At 67.2% G+C, this 17,039-nt stretch carries 13 protein-coding genes, 6 tRNA genes and 1 pseudogene; 10 read left to right on the top strand and 10 right to left on the bottom strand.

What is annotated here, in order from left to right; all coding sequences use genetic code 11:
• The first annotated feature begins 62 nt into the window (after window positions 1–62).
• The 6 genes from pgsA to MasN3_RS17095 all read left to right on the top strand — a co-directional run bounded on the left by pgsA (window position 63) and on the right by MasN3_RS17095 (window position 1,344).
• Entirely contained in the window at window positions 63–641 is a 579-nt protein-coding gene (gene pgsA, locus MasN3_RS17120; protein ID WP_281908787.1) for a CDP-diacylglycerol--glycerol-3-phosphate 3-phosphatidyltransferase, read from the top strand.
• A gap of 96 nt (window positions 642–737) precedes the next feature.
• Window positions 738–813 (top strand) — tRNA-Gly (locus tag MasN3_RS17115).
• Between the two features lie 81 nt (window positions 814–894).
• Window positions 895–970: transfer RNA gene (locus MasN3_RS17110), tRNA-Gly, on the top strand.
• A gap of 46 nt (window positions 971–1,016) precedes the next feature.
• Window positions 1,017–1,092 (top strand) — tRNA-Gly (locus MasN3_RS17105).
• 28 nt (window positions 1,093–1,120) lie between these two features.
• Window positions 1,121–1,196 (top strand) — tRNA-Gly (locus MasN3_RS17100).
• Between the two features lie 74 nt (window positions 1,197–1,270).
• Window positions 1,271–1,344: transfer RNA gene (locus MasN3_RS17095), tRNA-Cys, on the top strand.
• 124 nt (window positions 1,345–1,468) lie between these two features.
• On the opposite strand, the gene MasN3_RS17090 is transcribed toward MasN3_RS17095, so the two are convergent.
• Window positions 1,469–2,329, bottom strand: coding sequence for an alpha/beta fold hydrolase (locus tag MasN3_RS17090; RefSeq protein WP_281908786.1), 861 nt, complete (start codon window positions 2,327–2,329; stop codon window positions 1,469–1,471).
• A 118-nt stretch (window positions 2,330–2,447) separates the two neighbouring features.
• On the opposite strand from MasN3_RS17090, the gene MasN3_RS17085 reads away from it, so the two are divergent.
• Window positions 2,448–3,269, top strand: a complete 822-nt coding sequence (locus MasN3_RS17085; protein WP_281914531.1) for a LysR substrate-binding domain-containing protein — start codon at window positions 2,448–2,450, stop codon at window positions 3,267–3,269.
• Here MasN3_RS17085 and MasN3_RS17080 read toward each other — a convergent pair.
• Both MasN3_RS17080 and MasN3_RS17075 read right to left on the bottom strand, forming a co-directional pair.
• Window positions 3,266–3,478, bottom strand: a complete 213-nt coding sequence (locus MasN3_RS17080) for a hypothetical protein (RefSeq protein ID WP_281908784.1) — start codon at window positions 3,476–3,478, stop codon at window positions 3,266–3,268. The two genes, MasN3_RS17085 and MasN3_RS17080, sit on opposite strands and share 4 nt — an antisense overlap.
• 120 nt (window positions 3,479–3,598) lie before the next feature.
• On the bottom strand, window positions 3,599–8,641 hold the full coding sequence (locus MasN3_RS17075; protein WP_281908783.1) for a diguanylate cyclase domain-containing protein: 5,043 nt from the start codon (window positions 8,639–8,641) through the stop codon (window positions 3,599–3,601).
• Window positions 8,642–8,813: 172 nt separating this feature from the next.
• Here MasN3_RS17075 and MasN3_RS17070 point away from each other — a divergent pair.
• Window positions 8,814–8,887: transfer RNA gene (locus MasN3_RS17070), tRNA-Cys, on the top strand.
• A gap of 63 nt (window positions 8,888–8,950) precedes the next feature.
• On the opposite strand, the gene MasN3_RS17065 is transcribed toward MasN3_RS17070, so the two are convergent.
• The 4 genes from MasN3_RS17065 to MasN3_RS17050 all read right to left on the bottom strand — a co-directional run bounded on the left by MasN3_RS17065 (window position 8,951) and on the right by MasN3_RS17050 (window position 10,968).
• Entirely contained in the window at window positions 8,951–9,652 is a 702-nt protein-coding gene (locus MasN3_RS17065) for an MBL fold metallo-hydrolase (RefSeq protein WP_281908780.1), read from the bottom strand.
• Between the two features lie 94 nt (window positions 9,653–9,746).
• A complete protein-coding gene (locus tag MasN3_RS17060; RefSeq protein WP_281908779.1) occupies window positions 9,747–10,190 on the bottom strand; it encodes a YeeE/YedE family protein in 444 nt (147 codons plus the stop codon).
• A 17-nt stretch (window positions 10,191–10,207) separates the two neighbouring features.
• Window positions 10,208–10,639 (bottom strand): YeeE/YedE family protein, encoded by a 432-nt coding sequence (locus MasN3_RS17055; RefSeq protein WP_281908778.1) that lies wholly within the window; start codon window positions 10,637–10,639, stop codon window positions 10,208–10,210.
• Window positions 10,636–10,968, bottom strand: coding sequence for an ArsR/SmtB family transcription factor (locus MasN3_RS17050; protein WP_281908776.1), 333 nt, complete (start codon window positions 10,966–10,968; stop codon window positions 10,636–10,638). Before MasN3_RS17050 ends, MasN3_RS17055 begins: the two co-directional genes overlap by 4 nt.
• A gap of 94 nt (window positions 10,969–11,062) precedes the next feature.
• Here MasN3_RS17050 and MasN3_RS17045 point away from each other — a divergent pair, with 94 nt between their 5' ends.
• Window positions 11,063–11,428, top strand: a complete 366-nt coding sequence (locus MasN3_RS17045) for a TIGR01244 family sulfur transferase (RefSeq protein ID WP_281908775.1) — start codon at window positions 11,063–11,065, stop codon at window positions 11,426–11,428.
• A gap of 42 nt (window positions 11,429–11,470) precedes the next feature.
• Here MasN3_RS17045 and MasN3_RS17040 read toward each other — a convergent pair whose 3' ends face one another.
• From MasN3_RS17040 to MasN3_RS17030, 3 genes and pseudogenes are all read right to left on the bottom strand, one after another.
• On the bottom strand, window positions 11,471–13,006 hold the full coding sequence (locus tag MasN3_RS17040; protein WP_281908774.1) for a GGDEF domain-containing protein: 1,536 nt from the start codon (window positions 13,004–13,006) through the stop codon (window positions 11,471–11,473).
• Between the two features lie 39 nt (window positions 13,007–13,045).
• On the bottom strand, window positions 13,046–13,738 hold the full coding sequence (locus MasN3_RS17035; protein WP_441904771.1) for an EAL domain-containing protein: 693 nt from the start codon (window positions 13,736–13,738) through the stop codon (window positions 13,046–13,048).
• 64 nt (window positions 13,739–13,802) lie between these two features.
• A pseudogene (locus MasN3_RS17030) lies at window positions 13,803–15,467 on the bottom strand (putative bifunctional diguanylate cyclase/phosphodiesterase); the annotation flags it as partial.
• A 294-nt stretch (window positions 15,468–15,761) separates the two neighbouring features.
• Here MasN3_RS17030 and MasN3_RS17025 point away from each other — a divergent pair.
• A complete protein-coding gene (locus MasN3_RS17025) occupies window positions 15,762–17,018 on the top strand; it encodes a hypothetical protein (protein WP_281908772.1) in 1,257 nt (418 codons plus the stop codon).
• Window positions 17,019–17,039: the final 21 nt, after the last annotated feature.

The following is a 17,039-nucleotide window of genomic DNA, read 5'->3' as shown; positions in this document are numbered from 1 at the left end:
ATTTGCAATACCCATGTAGACTGTCGCCGAAACTTTTCATTCCCGATATCAGTGCTTTTTCTATGCCTTTCAACATCCCGATTCTCCTGACCTGGCTACGTGTAGCGCTGATTCCCCTGGTTGTAGGCGTCTTCTATCTCCCGACCCACTGGCTGCCGCTGGCCGACCGCAACCTGGCCGCGACCCTGGTGTTCATCATCGCCGCCGTCACCGATTGGTTCGACGGCTTCCTGGCGCGCCGCTGGAACCAGACCTCGGCCTTCGGCGCCTTCCTCGACCCGGTCGCGGACAAGCTGATGGTGGCCGGCGCCTTGCTGGTGCTGGTGCAGCTGGACCGCGTGAACGCCATCATCGCCTTCATCATCATCGGCCGCGAGATCACCATCTCGGCGCTGCGCGAATGGATGGCCCAGATCGGCGCCACCAAGTCGGTGGCGGTGAGCTCGCTCGGCAAGATCAAGACCGCCGCCCAGATGACGGCGATTCCGATGCTGCTGTTTCATGACGTCCTGTTCGGCATCGACACCCTCTACTGGGGCGAGTACCTCTTGTGGATCGCCGGCGCACTGACGGTCTGGTCGATGTTCTACTACCTGCGCCGGGCCTGGCCCTTGATCAAGGAAAAATCCGGGATCATCTGAGTTGTAATAAATGTTCTGTCTCATCCTTGACGTACGGAATAGAATCTCTATAATGCCTGCCTGTTGCGACGACAACGCAGCAGAATGAAAGACAAAGCGGGAGTAGCTCAGTTGGTAGAGCGCAACCTTGCCAAGGTTGAGGTCGAGAGTTCGAGACTCTTCTCCCGCTCCAGTTTTTCAGGTGACACGATCGGATGCACGATTGAGAAACTTGAGAAAATGTCAAAGTTCTGCGATAATCGTTGTTCTGTACGCGGGAGTAGCTCAGTTGGTAGAGCGCAACCTTGCCAAGGTTGAGGTCGAGAGTTCGAGACTCTTCTCCCGCTCCAGTTATCTTCGGATAGCTTGGCGCGACAGGTAATGTAAGACTCCAATGCGGGAGTAGCTCAGTTGGTAGAGCGCAACCTTGCCAAGGTTGAGGTCGAGAGTTCGAGACTCTTCTCCCGCTCCAAAGGTTTTACGAAAAGTAGTACTCCAATGCGGGAGTAGCTCAGTTGGTAGAGCGCAACCTTGCCAAGGTTGAGGTCGAGAGTTCGAGACTCTTCTCCCGCTCCAGATTCAGAGAAGACATTGCTTCTCGGTTGATACGGCAGATAACCGGCCGGGTCAGCTATCCCAAGATTACCTCGGGCGAGGTAGCAAAGCGGTTATGCAGCGGCCTGCAAAGCCGTCTAGACGGGTTCGACTCCCGTCCTCGCCTCCAGAAATTTCCAAGCACGGGCCCCGATCGGGCCCGTTTGCTTTTGGATCCAGCCCTCAGCAGCCCGATGCAATCGCTAGTCGAAACCGGCTTCGACGATCGGCGCCACACGATCCGGCCCGAACGCTCATGCCGCCTGTTTCCCCAGAAAAGACTGCAGCAGGCGGTTGAACGCCGCCGCGTGCGTCACGTTCATCCCATGCGACGCGCCCGCCATGGTGCGCTTGTCCACGTGTCCGATCCAGCCTGCCAGGTGTTCGACGTTATCGCGGTACGTGCGCGGGCTGCGTTCCCCTGCGACGAGCAGGGTCCTGCAGCGCACCTGCGCCGCCCCGGCGCGGGTGTAGGCCGGCAAGGGGTCGCGGAACTGCTTCGGCAGCGTTCCCGCATTGGCAAGCGCCATCGCGCGGAACGAGGCCGGGCTCTTGCGCCAGATGCCGGGCATGCTCACCGAGTCGACGAACAGCTCCAGGCCGGCCTCGAGTTCGCCATGCGCGATCAGGTCGGCAACGCGCGTGCGGACCGCCTCGGCAGACGGTGGCAGCGGCGCTGGCGGCATCGCGCCGGTTTGCAGCGGGCCGGCGGGGTCCGCCAGGCTCAAGGTTTTCACCAGCTCGGGAACTTCGCGCGCCAGGTTGAAGGCGACACATGCGCCCCGCGAATGGCCCACCAGATGCACCGGGCCCAGGTTCATCGCCCGGATGAACTGCGCCAGCTCCGCGACGTGCAGCCGCCAGCTGAAAGCGCCCGATGCCTCGCCCTCGTCGGCCGGCCAATAGTGGCTGAGGCTGACCGAGTAGCAGCGGAAGTGCTGTGACAAGGCGTCCGACTGGCTGTTCCAGTAGCGGTAGTCGCACAGCGAGCCATGCACGAAGAGCAGCGGCTCGCCGGACCCGGATGCCACGTAGGGGATGCGTACCCCGGACGGGACGGTGGCAAAGCAAAGCTCGGGGACTGCGAAGATGCGTGGATCGGTGGCTGCGTTCATGTCTGGCTCCTTTCCAATACTATGCACGATGGCATTGCTTAAGAAAATCGCATAATATTGAAGGCATCTATCTGTTTTTCTGATATCTGTGAAAGCACTCGACCTGGACGTCCTGGCCATGATCGTGGCGGTGGCCGATACCGGCAACATCAGCCGCGCGGCGGAAGTCGTCCACCGATCGCAGTCGGCGGTGAGCATGCAGATCAAGACGCTCGAGACCGCGCTCGGCAAGCCGCTGTTCGTGCGCAGGCCGCGCAGCGTCACGCCGACGCAGGACGGCGAGGTCCTGCTCACCTACGCGCGGCGCATGCTGGCCCTGCGCGACGAAGCCTGGGCCGCGGTGGTCCGGCCCGACGTCACCGGCCGGGTAGTGCTCGGCGTGCCCGACGACTATGCCTCGTCCTTGCTGCCGCCGATCCTCAAGAAGTTTTCCGCCACGTATCCGAAGGTGGAGATCCAGGTGGTCGGCCTGCCCAGCGTGGCGCTCGCGCCCATGGTGAAGGACGGCACGGTCGACCTGGTGTGCGCCACACGCGTCAAGGGCCTGTCGGGAGAGTTCGTGCGCTTCGAGCCAATGGTCTGGGCCGCCTCGCCCGGCGCGCACGAGATCTGGCGCGAGCGGCCGCTGCCGATCGCCGTTTTCCTGCCCGGCAGCGTGGCGCGCGAGAACGCGATCCGCAGCCTGGAACGGGCCAGGATTCCCTACCGGACGTCGTATGAAAGCCCGAGCCTGATGGGGCTGCTCAGCATGGTCGAAGCAGGCCTGGCCATCGCACCGCTGGCGCGCTGCGCGGTGCCGGCGCACCTGAGCCAGCTCGGCCAGGCACAGGGCCTGCCGGAACCCGATGCGCTGGAGGTCATCCTCGCGCGCAGCAGCAAGTCGCGCCGCCCGCCGTGCGACTTCATGGCCGAGAACATCATGTCGGAGTTGCGGCGCTAGGCCCGGGGAGTCCTGTCGTGCTCATCACGGCGCTGGCTACCCGAGTCGTATGGATGCGTGCTGACCGGGCGCGCATCGGGAAAGGCATTGCGCAAGCGCGTGCTGTCCTTGCCGTTCGCATCGATCCAGGCGCGCGCTGCGGCCACCCGTGCCGCGTCCTCGAAGCAGTACAGATTGCCGTCGAGTGTCACCTCATTCGTCAGTTCCATGGTTCCTCTCTTTTGTGCGGAGGGCGGACTGTATACGAAATCGGCAAGGCGCGTATGGCGCGGCGCTGCCAGGGCTTTTATTTCAGGCGGCGCTCCCGCTGCCATTCCGGCAACCGGGTTTCATGCCTCATCCCCGCCCAGCACGACGCGATTGCGTCCCGCCTCCTTGGCGCGGTACAAGGCGAGGTCGGCCCGACGCATCAGCGTGTCCGGATCGCCGGCCTCCCGTGGGGCCCGGATCGCGACGCCGACGCTGATCGTCACACGTCCCGTGACTGCGCCGGCATGGGCGATGTCGAGCGCTTCGATCGCGCCGCGCAAGGCTTCGCCGATGGCGTGCGCCTCCCGGGCGCCGGTATCGGGCAGCACGATCGAGAACTCCTCGCCGCCGTAACGCGCCGCCAGGTCGCCGCTGCGGCGGGTGCCGGCCGCCAGCGCATCCGCGACGCGGATCAGGCATGCGTCGCCGGCCTGATGGCCATAGCGATCGTTGAACTTCTTGAAGTAGTCGACGTCGAGCATGATGACGGCGAGCGGCTGTCCGGCGCGGGCGGCGCGCGCCGACTCGCTGCGCAGATACTCGTCGAAGCGGCGCCGGTTGGCCAGGCCCGTCAGGCCGTCGGTGATGGACAAGGTGGCCAGCTTGCGGTTGGCCTCTTCCAGTTGGGCGGTGCGTTCCGCCACGCGCTGCTCCAGGCTGTCGTGCAACTTCGCGCTGGCGATCGAGATCATCGACTGTGCGCCGAGCATGCGCAGGAACTCGACACGCTCGTCGGTGAACGAGGCTTCGGCGAGCCGGTTCTCGAAATAGAGGATGCCGTCGATATTGCCGGCGTGCCGCACCGGCAGGCACATGACGGAACGCGGCTGGTGCTGCCGCACATAGGGATCGGCGGCGAAGCGCGAGCCCTGCGCGATATCGTCTTCGATGAGCGCGGCGCCGGTACGGATCACGTAGCGCAGCAGCGACAGCGGCAATTGCGGGTCGCTCGCGGCATCCAGGTCGATCTCGCGGGATTGCAGCACCGTGACGGCATCGCCATCGATATCGGCTTCCAGCCTGTACACCCCGTCGGACAGCAGCAGGCGCGCCACCTGTGCCCCGGCGTTTTCGCGCGCGACGGCAATCAGGCGTTGCAGTACCTTGCGCAGGCCCACTTCATTCGCCACCGCCTGCGTCGCCTTGAGCAGCGATGCCAGGTCGAGCGCGGCGGCGCCGCGCGTCAGCGTGCCGGCATGCGACTGCATTCCCTCTTCGTCCACCTTCGCCAGCAAGGCGCCGTGGCGCTCGCGCATGTGCGTCACCTTGCCCTCGGCCCCCCACTGCGCGTAGCAGGCAATGGCGTCCTTGATGAACAGCGCCGCCACCCGCGGCAGGTCCTGATCGATCCAGCATTCGCCGCACAGCTCGTTTGCCAGCGCCTGCAAATTGACGTACGCGGCCCGGCCGGCGGCGTCGACCGCCCGCTGGTAAGAGCGCGTCGCCAATGCGAGGTCCTGGCGGTAGCGTGCCATTTCCGCCTGTACCAGCGCGTATCTGGCGCGCAGTTCCTCCGGTCCCAGTTCGGCCCACCCGGCGAGATCGGCCTGCAAGGCGTCGATCCGGTTCAGCACTTGGGCCGCATCGGCGCGTGCGGGATCGCGCCGCAAGGCGCGGATCCAGATCAGCGCCGCGTAAAAACTCGTCTCGGGCACTTTGGCCTGGCCACGCATCATCCGGGTCACGATGCCGACCTGGCCGGCCAGCGCTTGCGCATCGGCGCTGTCGAACAGATAGGCGTTGCGGATCTTCCCCTGCAGGTAATAGGCGAGAAACAGGTTCGAGCCGCCATATTGCTCGAGGAAGGCGGCCTCGCTGAAGCCTGCGTCGTCGTAGCTGTCGCTGCGTGGGGCCAGGCCCATCAGGCACTTGACCGGCTGGAGCGCCGCGCCGGCGCAGCAATCGGCCATCGCCTGCTGCCCGTTGGCGCGCATCAGCGCCAGGTCGCGCTCGATGGCGTGCAGCAGGTCGGGCAGGTAGTCGCCCAGGATGATCCGCTCGGTCGCGCGCACGGCCGCCACCACGCCGACCTGCACGAAGTCGCCGATTTCCAGCGCCCAGCCGAATGCTTCCTCGTACAGCGCGTCCGAGCTGCGCAGCGGCCGCGTCCAGTGGTTGACCAGCGCCGCGAACATCAGGGCGGTCTGGGTGCGCGCCTGCAGGTTGGCGCGGCGCCTGGCCAGCGCCATCGCCATCGCGCCGAATCGGTGGCTGCGCGCGTGGTCGCCGTCCCGGAGCGCCAGAATCGAGGCGTAGGCCACATACGCCACGGCGCTGAAATCGCTGCTGCCATGCTGCGCGGACAGGCGCGTCATCAACAGCACCATCAGCTGGCACAGCTCCTGTTGGCCGGCATAGTAGGCGGCCATCCACAGCGCATGCAACATCGGCAGCGCCGCCGCCGCGACCGGATCGTCCATCTCGCCGGCCGCCAGCAGCTCGCCGGCGACCAGCTCGGGCGCGCGCGTGCCTTGCAGGCGCGCGATGTCGGCCAGGAGCTCGTCGAAACGCGCCTTCTGTTGCGTGACATCGTGCGCAATCTCGAAGCCCAGCAGCGCCAGTCCCTCGCGCAGCACGGCGATGGCTTCCCCCAAGCGGCCCTGCAGCTGGTACTGATGCGCCTGGACGGCGATGCATCGCACCTGCTGCAACGGAGCCGGGCAGCGCGCCCGTACCAACGGATAGATCGCCTCGGCGGCGTCGAATTGACCGCACAGGTAGGCCGCCTCGGCCATGCCGAGCTGCAGCGCGTGCCAGAGTCCGGCGTGACTGTGCCAGGCATCCGCCGGCAACAGCTCGAGACCGATGCGCATGTGCTCCAGGGTGGCCATGAAGGCTGCCGAGCGGCGCGCCTTGAGGCCGGCGCGCCGGTTCATGTCCGCCAGCTGCACGCGCTCGACCGCGTCGACGATCAGCGCGCGGCCGGCGTTGAGCTGCTCGACGATCTCGAACAGCCGCTCATCCTGGCGTTCCTGCGGCGTATGCCGCATCAGGAGCCGGCCGATGCGCAGGTGATTGCTTGCGCGCGTGCCGGCATCCACGATCAGATAAGCGGCTTGCTGCACGCGGTCGTGCAGGAAGCGGTAGCCGACTGCGCTGTCGCGCGCGTCGACGTCGACGTACTTGTAGCTGCCGTCGAGCGGCTGGACCAGTCCCGCGTCGAGCGCCGGCCACAGGACGTGCTGCGCGTCCCAGGGACTGCATTCGACGAGCAGCGCCAGCATGTCGAGCGTAAAACGGTTGCCGACGGCCCCGGCAAGTTGCAGCAGGCGCTGCGTGGCGGCGGGCAGGCGGCGGATCTTGTCGACCAGCAGATCGACGACATTGTCGGTGTGGCCGGCCTGCGCGATGGCAGCGAGATCCCAGTCCCAGCAATCCTTGTCGCTGCGGTAGCGCAGGTGGCCGGCCTCGTGGATCGAGCCCAGGAACTGGTTGAGGAAAAACGGGTTGCCGCCGGTCTTGGCGAAGCATAGCCGGGTCAGCGCGGCGCAGTCGGCCGGCGCCACCCGCATGGCGGCCGCCACGATTTGCCCTGCCTGCGCTTCGGTCAAGGGGCCCAGCGCCAGCGTGGGCAGGTGCAGGCCGCCCGCCAGCAGCCGGTCGCGCAGCGCGGTCAAGGGATGGAGGGCGTCGACTTCGTTGTCGCGATAGGCGCCGATGAGCAGCAGGTGGCCCTTGTCGCGCGCGCCCATGAACAGCTCGATCATCCGCAGGGTGGCCGTATCGGCCCATTGCAGGTCGTCGAGGAACAGTACCAGCGGGCGGCCAGCGGCGGCGAAGACGTCGACGAAACGGGGAAACACACGGTGCAGGCGGCGCTGTGCCTGCTCCGGCGTCATCGCTGGGGCCGCCTCGGTGGGGCCGACGATCAGCGCGAGCTCGGGAATCAGGTCGACCATCACGCCCAGTCCGTTCCCCAGGGCGCTACGCAGCCGCTCCGCCCATTGCCGCACCGAGGCCTCGGGCTCGCAAAGAAGCTGGCGTACCAGTTCCTGGAAAGCCTGGATCAGCGACGCGTAGGGCAGGTCGCGCCGGAACTGGTCGGATTTGCCGGCCAGGAAGCAACCACGCCGGGCAAGGATCGGTTTGTGCACCTCGTTGACCACCGCCGACTTGCCGATGCCCGGATAACCGGTCACCCACAGCATCGTGCGCTGCCCGGCGGCGCTCAGCTCGAATGCCTCCAGCAGTGCGGCGATCGCATCCTCGCGCCCGTGCAGCGTTTGCGGGACCATGAAGCGGCCGTTGCGATCGGATAGCGCGAGCCCCGGTATCGAAGACGACGCGCGACAGGAATCGAGGTCGCTGCGCAGCCCGTACAGGCTCTGGTAGCGCAGCTCGGCATTTTTCGCGAGCAGGCGCTGGACGATCGCCAGCAGCCGGCCGGGCAGGGCGCGCAGTGCCGGATGCGACCAATCGGGCTCGCGCGCGATGTGGCAATGGACCAGCTCCATCTCGTCGTCGGCGCTGAAAGGCGGCTGGCCGGCGAGCAGTTCGTAGAAGGTCGCGCCAAGCGCATAGAAGTCGGCCCGGTAGTCGACCCGGCGGTTCATCCGTCCGGTCTGTTCCGGCGCCATGTAGCGCAGCGTGCCTTCCAGCGCCGCCGGATTGACGATGCCCTGGTTTTCGTGCGGGAGCTCGCTGGCAATGCCGAAATCGATCAGCTGGAGCAGGCGCCGCTCGCCGTTCCATACCAGGTTGGATGGGTTGATGTCCTTGTGGATCACCCCTTGCCGGTGCACTTCCTCGAGCGCCGCGCACAGTTGCAGGGCGATGTCCAGGAATTCATCCAGCCCCAGGCCGGCCTGGACGGGCGCATGCCCGCTTGCCTTCCGGGCACGCAACAGCTTGTCGAGCGACAGGCCGCCAATATCCTCGTGCACCATGGTCCAGCGTCCACGGTGCAACTGCAGCGCAAGCGGACGCACCACGCCCGGGTGACGGCAGCGGCGCGCGATCGCATATTCGCGCTTGAACTGCGCCAGTTGCGACAAGCCGGGAGCCGCCTGCCTGGGCAGCTTGACGATGAGCGTGGCGCTATCGGCGGCGCGGGCACGGTAGACCAGCGAGCGCGCACTTTCGTGCACATATTCGATGATCTCGTGGTCGAAGAGGACGCTCATGGACTGGGCTTGCGGTGTGCCAGGGGCAGATGGATGGGACAGGCGGGATTCGCCCCATCACCTAAGAGAAACAATTATAGCAAGCTTCTCCGCTCGGTCACGTTAGTAACAAACGGATGTGCCATTGCGGCCCCACAAAGTGGAACTCGGCCCTTGGCCTACACTCGGTTCTGGCGAGGTAGCAAAGAGGTTATGCAGCGGCCTGCAAAGCCGCCGAGACAGGTTCGATTCCTGTCCTCGCCTCCAGAATCTTGCAAAAACGGGCCCTCTCAGGGCCCGTTGAACTTGTGGCGCAGGCTTGTGTCCGCTTCAAGCGCTGTGCGGCAGGCCCAGGTTCTGGTTCGCCGGCACCGCCATCTCGATCAGTTTCGGCTTGGGCAACTTCAGCTCGCCCATGAGCCGCACGAAGTCCTCGCGTGTCCGGTTGGCCAGGCGCGCATTGTGCCGCTTTTCCCAGCCGATCGTCGACACCGCCTGGCCCTTGTAGTCGTGGCCCGGCCACATGCGCGTGTCGTCCGGCAGCGTGAACAGCTTGCCCTCGACGCTGTCGTAGAGGGCCTCGGCGCTGCCGCTCTGGAAGTCGGTGCGTCCGCATCCATCGATCAGCAGCGTGTCGCCCGTGAAGACGTTGCCGCGCCAGACATAGCTCATGCTGCCGGCGGTGTGACCGGGCGTATGCAGGACCTGGATCGCTTCCGCGGCGCCGAAGCGGATGAGGTCTCCATCCTTCAGTTGCAGTTCGGCGCGCGCGATGCCGCAGCCGCCCGGGACGGCGGCAAGCGCGCCGGTGAGGGCGCACAGCCGGCCGGCCGAGGTCACGTGATCGGCATGCGCATGGGTCTCGAGCACGTAGCGCAGCCTCAAGCCCAGTCGGCGGAGGTGCTGGAGGTCGCGTTCCCAATGGTGCTCCACGGGGTCGATGATGACCGCTTCCTGCTCTCCCGGCGCCGCCAGGATGTAGGTGAAGGTGGAAGACTCGGTATCGAACAGCTGGACAGGGTTGATGTTCATGTCGTTCTCCAAAAAAAATCGCGCTTGTGCATCAAGCGGGCAAGGCCTTGACGGCCAGGCCGGGCAGGGCGGCCAGCGGCAGCGCGTCCATCGCTCAAGCCTTCGCGCCGGCGCGGGCGCCGCGGCCGCCGAACCATTCGAGCAGTTCGAACAGGCTCATGCCGGCCACCATCGCCACTGTGAAGAGCAGCGGCTTGGCGTCGCCCGTGGCCAGCGAGGCCAGGGCCGGGCCGGGGCAGTAGCCCGCCAGGCCCCAGCCGGCGCCGAAGGCCAGCGAACCGAGCACCAGGCGCCGGTCGATCCGGGTCGCCGTCGGCAGGCGCATCGCTTCGCCGAGCAGCGAGCGTTCGCGCCCGGCGGCGACGTGGAACGCGACCAGGCCGACCAGGATGGCGCCGCCCATGACGAAGGCCAGCGACGGGTCCCAGTTCCCGGCAAGGTCGAGGAAGCCGGTCACCTTGGCGGGATCGGTCATGCCGGAGACGATCAGGCCGATACCGAATACCAGTCCGACCAACAGTGCAATCAAGATGTTCATGGCCTTGTCCTTCGGTCTCAAGCGAACAGGTGGCGCGCCACGAAGACGGTGGCGAAGCCGGCCAGCATGAAGGCCGCGGTGGCGGCCAGCGAACGGGGCGAGCGCCGCGACAGGCCGCAGACGCCATGCCCGCTGGTGCAGCCGGCGCCGTAACGGGTGCCCAGCCCCACCAGCAGTCCGGCGGCGATCAGGCTCGCATCGCCGGCCGCCACGGTGGCCGGCGGCAGGGGCGCGAATATCGCGTAGGCGAGCGGCGCGCCGACCAGGCCGAGCAGGAAAGCCAGGCGCCAGCCGATGTCGCCGCGTGCGGGCCGCAGCAGGCCGCCGAGAATGCCGCTGATGCCGGCGATCCGGCCGTTGAACAGCACGAACGCGGCGGCGGCGCTGCCGATGATTAGCCCGCCGGCCAGCGCGCTCCAGGGCGTGAAGTGGATCCAGTCGATATTCATGGTGCGACTCCTTGGGACGGCAGACAGAATTGCTGGTACAGCACCTGCATGACCGCCAGCGCCTCGTTGCTGGCGATCCGGTAGAAGATCTGCTTTCCTTCGCGGCGCGTGCTGACCAGCTGTTCATCGCGCAGCACGCCGAGCTGCTGCGACAGCGTGGGCTGGGTGATGCCCAGCAGGGCCTCCAGTTCGCTGACGCAGTATTCGCCCTGTGTCAGCTGGCACAGCAGCATCAGCCGGTGCGGATTGCCGAGTACTTTCAGGAGAGCGCAGGCGCGCGCCGCGGCGGCCTGCATGTCGTGCAAATTGAGTGGCGGTGTGTCGGGCATGGCTTGGCTCGGTTAATCTACTGGGATACATTATATGTCAACACAATATATATTTCAATATAATGTAGTTTTCATCGATCTATAGGAGTTCACCATGACCATCCGTCAACTCGACAAGGACTACGCGGTCGCGCCGCAACTCATGCCGGCAGATGTCGCCCGCCTGAACGAGCTGGGATTTGCCGCCCTGGTCTGCAACCGGCCGGACGGCGAGGGCGGCGACCAGCCGGCATTCGCCGAGATCGCTGCCGAAGCGCACAAGCATGGCTTGCAGGCGCTGTACCTGCCGGTCATACCGGGCAGGATCACCGCGGCCGACCGGGATGCTTTCGCCGCGCTGTACGCGGCGGCGCCGAAGCCCGTGCTCGGTTTTTGCCGCACCGGCATGCGCGCCGAAACGCTGTGGAACGAAACGCAGGGCGGCCTGCAGGATGGGGCGCGGCCCGGCGCCGCCGGCTAACCCGTCCGCGCTGTCCCCCATCGAAGCGCGCTGCGCCAGGCATCATCCGGTGCGATCGGACCTGACACAATTGCGTCCGCTTTCCTTGGCTGCGTACAGGGCGGCGTCGGCGCGCCGCAGCAGGCTGTGCATGCCTTCGGGGTCCTGGCGCGGCGCGCTGCAGGCCAGGCCGATGCTGACCGTCATGATTCCCGACGGGGCTGCGCGGTGGGCGAGCCGCAATTGCGCCAGTCTGGCGCGGATCGCTTCGGCGACCGCCAGTCCGCCGGCCGCGTCCGTTGCCGGCAGCAGCACGACGAACTCTTCACCGCCGAAGCGGGCGGCGACGTCGCGCGGGCGCGAAGCGCCGGACCCGATGACGCGGCCGATTTCCGCCAATACGGTATCCCCGGCAAGGTTGCCATGGCTATCGTTGTACTTCTTGAAATGGTCGACGTCGATCATCAGGGCGGCGAGCGTGCTGCCATCCCCGGCCGCCCGGACGAGCTCCTGCTCGAGCGCCAGCTCGACATAGCGCTTGTTGTAGAGACCGGTGAGCGGGTCGACCTGCGACTGCACCAGCAGCGAGGCGTTCGACGCCTCGAGCGCCGCCTTGGTATCGAGCAGATCACGCTCGAGACGGTCGCGCAGGCGCATCTGCCGCACCAGGCAGAGCGCCAGGACGGCCATGCCGGCCGCCAGCGCAAGCAACGCCGCGCCGGCCGCGAAGATCGTTTCGCGCCATGGCGCCAGGACCTGGTCCTGCGAGCGTACGGTGGCGACCAGCAGCGGATAGTCGCCCGCCTGCGCGACCCCGTACATGAGCAGCTTGCCGTTCTCCGGCACATCCGGCAGGCGGCCGTTCGGCAGTTGCGCCGCCAGCTGCGCAAACAGCGGGGTAGGGCCGAGTTCTTCGCCGATGCCGGTCAAGGTGAAGGGCATCCCCAGCAGCTGGGTGCCGCTGCGCAGCGCCAGGATGATCCTGCCGTCGCGGCGCAGCTCGATCTGCTCGTAGATCCTGCGGAAGAAGTCCACCTTGATGGTTGCCAGCACCACCCCGGCAAAGCTGCCGTCGGCGTGCTCGAGGCGGCGCGAGACCGGGATCACCCAGGCCCCGCTGGTGCGGCCGAGAATGGGGGCGCCGATGTGCACCTCGCGCCCCGGCGCGTCGCGGTGGAACCTGAAGTACGCGCGGTCGGCGTTGTTGCGCCCGTTGAAGGACTGGCCGGCGGAATTCACGATCCAGGTGCCGGACGCGTCGTAGACGAACAGGCCCTGCAGGGCCGGCAGCTCCGCCAGGTGATCCTGCATCAGCCGGTACAGCGCGTCCTTGTCGGTCGCCGGCAGGCCATCGTGTTCGATGCGGTCGACCATCCCGACCAGCACCGTGTCGACCATCTTGAACGCGGAGCTGGCCTGGTCGGCCAGCGCGCGCGTGAGATTGCTCGTCGAGATCGCGGCGTTGGACAGCTCGAGCCGGCGCAGCTGCCAGCTGCTCCAGCCGTAGGCGGCGGCCAATGCCGCGCCCGCGAGCACCAGGATGCTGACCGCCAGCAGCTTGATGCTGCGCCGCTTGGCGGCCAGTTGCGCGCTGATCATGGGCGCCCTCCGCGAGCGTGCCGCTTGCGCATGCCGGCATCAAGCATGGAGCAGCTCCCTGAGCGCGTCGGCAAAGGCCTGGCTGGCCTGTTCGCGCGGCCCGGCAGGGCCTGGGAGGGCGGCCTGCGCCATGAAGGCGTCGCGGCAGGACAGCGCGCGCCGCAGCAGCCGCTTGCAGCGCCCGCGCTTGCGGCTGTGCCGGTCCAGCCAGGCATCGAAGGCCTGCGCCCCGGACAGGCTGGCGTCATCGCACGGCGCCGCATGCCAGGCGCGCTGTTCCACCAGGGCCTTCAACAGCAGGGCGTCGTCGCGTTCGAGCGGCGTGCATGCGGCCACCTCGGCTGGCAGGCGCCATGCCGCCAGCCAGGGCGCCAGCGCTTCCGGAGGCATCGGGCGCGCGATCCCGTAACCCTGCGCCAGCATGCATCCGAGCTGGACCAGCATGGCGGCGTGCTCGGCGGTTTCGACGCCTTCGGCGACCACTTCGCGCTTGAAGGCGGCGGCCATGCCGATGATGCCCTCGAGGATCGCCAGGTCGTCGGGATCCTGCTGCATGTTACGCACGAAGCTCTGGTCGATCTTGATGCGCCTGGCCGGCAGCTGCTTCAGGTAGCGCAGCGAGGAATAGCCGGTGCCGAAATCGTCGAGCGCGAATCCGACGCCGATCTCGGCGCATTGCGTGACCAGGCTGGAGACGTGCGCGATGTCGTCCAGCGCGCTGCTTTCGAGCACTTCCAGCTTGATGCGGCGCGGGTTGACGCGGGGATAGGCGGCCAGCAGGCCCGCGCAGGTGCGCGACGAAATCCTTGCGGCGCAGCTGCGCCGCGCTCATGTTCACGCTGATCGCGACGTCCAGGCCGGCATCGAGCCAGCGCAGGTGCTGGCGCAATGCCTCCTCCAGCACCCAGTTCTCCAGCGCCAGCATGAGAGGGTGTCCCTCCAGGGTCGGCAGGAAGGCGCCCGGCGGCAGGCAGCCGCGGGTGGGGTGATTCCAGCGCACCAGCGCTTCCACCGAATTCAGTTCGCCGTTCCCGAGGTGTACGATCGGCTGGTAATGCAGGGCGAACTCCTGCCTGGCGAGCGCGCGTTCGAGGACCTCGATTTCCTCGGCGCGTTCGAGCATCACGCGGTAGCCGAGGCTGTCGAAGACGTGGAAGCGGTTCTTTCCTGCCACCTTGGCATCGTACATGGCCTGGTACGCCTGCCGGATCAGCTGGTCGGCGCCGATGTCCTCGCCGTGCCGGTAGAAGGCCAGGCCGGCGCTGGCGCTGACGCGCAGCGGGGCGCCGCCGACGGCCAGCGGCTCGGAAATCGCGTGCAGGAGCCGCGCCACCATCGGCTGGCATGCCTGGGGCGACTCGAGACCGTCGAACACGACCAGGAACTCGTCGCCGCCGGGACGGCCGGCGGTATCGCTGTCGCGCACCGTGTCCTGAATCCTGCGGCCGAGGGCGGTCAGCAGCTCGTCGCCGCAACCATGGCCATGGACGCTGTTGATGGCCTTGAAGTCGTCGATGTCGAGGACGGCGACGGCCACGACCGTGCCGCTGCGGCGCGCCCGCACCATGGCCTGCTGCAGGCGGTCGCCCAGCAGGCGGCGGTTCGCCAGGCCGGTGAGCGGATCGTAATGGGCGATGTGCTCGAGGCGCTCGGCCTGCAGCTTCTGGTGCGTGATGTCGGCGAACACGCCCACGTGGCAGGACAGCCTGCCGTCGTCGTCGCGCACGCCGGTGATGGTCAGGCGCTCGACGTAGAACTCGCCCGACTTGCGGCGGTTCCACACTTCGCCGCTCCAGCTGCCGCTTTGCCCGATGCTGCGCCACATGTCTGCGTAGAACGCCTTGTCCTGCCGGCCCGAGCTGAGCAGGCGCGGATTCTTGCCCAGCACCTCGGCGCGGGCGTAGCCGGTGATCGCCTCGAAGGCGCCGTTGACGTCGACGATCAGTCCTTCCGCCGAGGTGACGATGATGCCTTCGCCGGCGCTGGCGAAGATGCTGTCGGCCAGCCGGCGCTGCTGCAGCGCCAGCTTGCGCTCCGAGATGTCGGTCAGGGTGCCGCGGGTGCCGTCCACCGCGCCGTCCGCGGCGTGGGTGGCGCGCGCGGACAGCTCGATCCAGCGGACGTCGCCGTCTGCGCACCGAAGGCGCAACTGGTGCCGGCAGCGGCTGCGCCGGCCGGAGAGCAGCTGCGCGAGCCTGGACCGGGCGCGCGCCAGGTCGTCCGGGTGCACCTGCGCGAGGCAGGAAGCGCCCAGCGTGGTCTCGACGGCGTAGCCGCTCAGTATCTGCCAGGCCTGGTTCAGGAAGAGCCAGTTGCCGTGGCGATCGGTCTGGAACACGACCTGCCCGAGCTCGTCCAGGATCGAGGCCGGGACGGATGCCCCTGCCAGCGGAAGCTCGGTCTCACGGGTGGGGCAGGGAAGGCGCTTGCGCGGATTGCTGAAAATGGTATTGGCTAACATGTACTGAATGCACGCGATGCCGGCAGCGGGCCTGCCGGGCTACGGCGCCGTGTCGGGCGCGCGTGCATGTGGGTGGATTGACGACGGGCGCAACGATATCTCATTGCTATATGGAAAAGAATGATCTAGATCAAGTTTTATAGAATTAGTGAATTTTCTAGTGCCAAAACTCACGATTTATTTCAAGCGTCTGCTCACTCTGGCGCGGGGCGAGCCTTGCGCATTGCCGCCGCCTGGGAACTCCGCGATAATCCACCGTTTCCCCTCGCACAACTGACGATAGACGCCCTCACGATGAAAAGCACGCTGTCCACCTTCACACCAACCCGCCTCGCGCTCCCCGCCGCCCTGCTTGCCGCTCTGGCGGGCTGCGCCGCCAATCCGACCGGTGTCCAACCCAAGGCGCCGGCAACATCCCAGATCGGCGTCGCCTCCTTCAACATGGCCTGGGCCGGTTCGCAGCAGGACTTCGATCGCCAGAACGCCGTCTGCAAGACCGTGTCCTGGTGCGACACGCGCCCGCGCCGCCAGCCGGGAACGGGGGCCATCACCGAGGAGGCCGCGAAGGTGGCGCGCCAGTGCGTCGCCGATACCGAGCGCCTGGCGGGCGGGCCCGCGCAGTCGGCCATGATGGCGCCGTGTAACGCCTACCAGGGCCGCGGTGCGCCGGTGGCCTTGACGGGCGCCGACTACGCGGCCAAGCTGGCCGGCCTGCAGGCGACCGTCGCCGGGCTGATCGAGAAAGAGGGTGTGCGCGTGATCGCCTTCCAGGAAGTGCGATCGAGCGAGGTGATCAAGGAGGTGCTCGGGCGCCACGCCGGCCGCTTCGGCGTCTGCGACGCGCCGCACGAGGGCTTCCAGACCGTGGCCTTCGCCTGGGACCGCAGCCTGAGCAGCGATGCCCGCTGCACGGTGGACAGCGGCCTGGCGGTGGTCGACAATCCCGCCGATCCGCAAGCGCGCAAGGTGCGCCCGGGCCTGGCGCTCGAGATGAAGGTGGCGGGGCGCCCGATCAGCTTCTTGAACGTGCACCTGAAGTCCGGCTGCGCCAACATCGTGCCGACCCCGATCTACCAGGCCCGCCTGCTCGACGATCCCGCTCCGGCCTGCAAGGTCCTGAACCGCCAGGTCGCACCGCTCGAGCGCTGGATCGACGGCGTGGCCAGGCACAGCCCCGATTTCGTCCTGCTGGGCGACTTCAACCGCCGCATCGACGAGGAAGCCGCGGCGAGGATCCCCGCGGACAAGGTGCGCGCCGACGGCAGCAACCCGTCCGGCGTACCGGCCCAGGACCAGGATGGCCGGGTGGTCACGCGCTACCTGTGGCAGGAGCTGAACGACGGCAGCCGCGCGCTCCAGCAGGTTCCGCTGACCGGCGTCGAGGCCGGCTGCAAGGGCTTCTCGGGCCTGGACCACATCGTGCTGAGCGGCCCGTTGGCGGCGCGCCAGCCGGCCGACATCGGCTCGCGCAAGACCGCCGTGGTGCAGGCGCCGGGCCAGCGCATCGAGACCAGCGACCACTGCCCGCGTAGCGTCACGCTGAACTTCTGAGCTGGATGGCCCTGCCGCGCA

The sequence above is a fragment of the Massilia varians genome (assembly GCF_027923905.1).
Classification (GTDB): domain Bacteria; phylum Pseudomonadota; class Gammaproteobacteria; order Burkholderiales; family Burkholderiaceae_D; genus Telluria; species Telluria varians_B.
Note: the sequence above shows the minus strand (reverse complement) of the source record. Positions and strands in the feature narration are given on the sequence as shown.

Coding starts and splice junctions, on each gene's coding strand:
- pgsA (WP_281908787.1), top strand. CDS start 63: ATGCCTTTCAACATCCCGATTCTCCTGACCTGGCTACGTGTAGCGCTG.
- MasN3_RS17090 (WP_281908786.1), bottom strand. CDS start 2,329: ATGAACGCAGCCACCGATCCACGCATCTTCGCAGTCCCCGAGCTTTGC.
- MasN3_RS17085 (WP_281914531.1), top strand. CDS start 2,448: ATGATCGTGGCGGTGGCCGATACCGGCAACATCAGCCGCGCGGCGGAA.
- MasN3_RS17080 (WP_281908784.1), bottom strand. CDS start 3,478: ATGGAACTGACGAATGAGGTGACACTCGACGGCAATCTGTACTGCTTC.
- MasN3_RS17075 (WP_281908783.1), bottom strand. CDS start 8,641: ATGAGCGTCCTCTTCGACCACGAGATCATCGAATATGTGCACGAAAGT.
- MasN3_RS17065 (WP_281908780.1), bottom strand. CDS start 9,652: ATGAACATCAACCCTGTCCAGCTGTTCGATACCGAGTCTTCCACCTTC.
- MasN3_RS17060 (WP_281908779.1), bottom strand. CDS start 10,190: ATGAACATCTTGATTGCACTGTTGGTCGGACTGGTATTCGGTATCGGC.
- MasN3_RS17055 (WP_281908778.1), bottom strand. CDS start 10,639: ATGAATATCGACTGGATCCACTTCACGCCCTGGAGCGCGCTGGCCGGC.
- MasN3_RS17050 (WP_281908776.1), bottom strand. CDS start 10,968: ATGCCCGACACACCGCCACTCAATTTGCACGACATGCAGGCCGCCGCG.
- MasN3_RS17045 (WP_281908775.1), top strand. CDS start 11,063: ATGACCATCCGTCAACTCGACAAGGACTACGCGGTCGCGCCGCAACTC.
- MasN3_RS17040 (WP_281908774.1), bottom strand. CDS start 13,006: ATGATCAGCGCGCAACTGGCCGCCAAGCGGCGCAGCATCAAGCTGCTG.
- MasN3_RS17025 (WP_281908772.1), top strand. CDS start 15,762: ATGAAAAGCACGCTGTCCACCTTCACACCAACCCGCCTCGCGCTCCCC.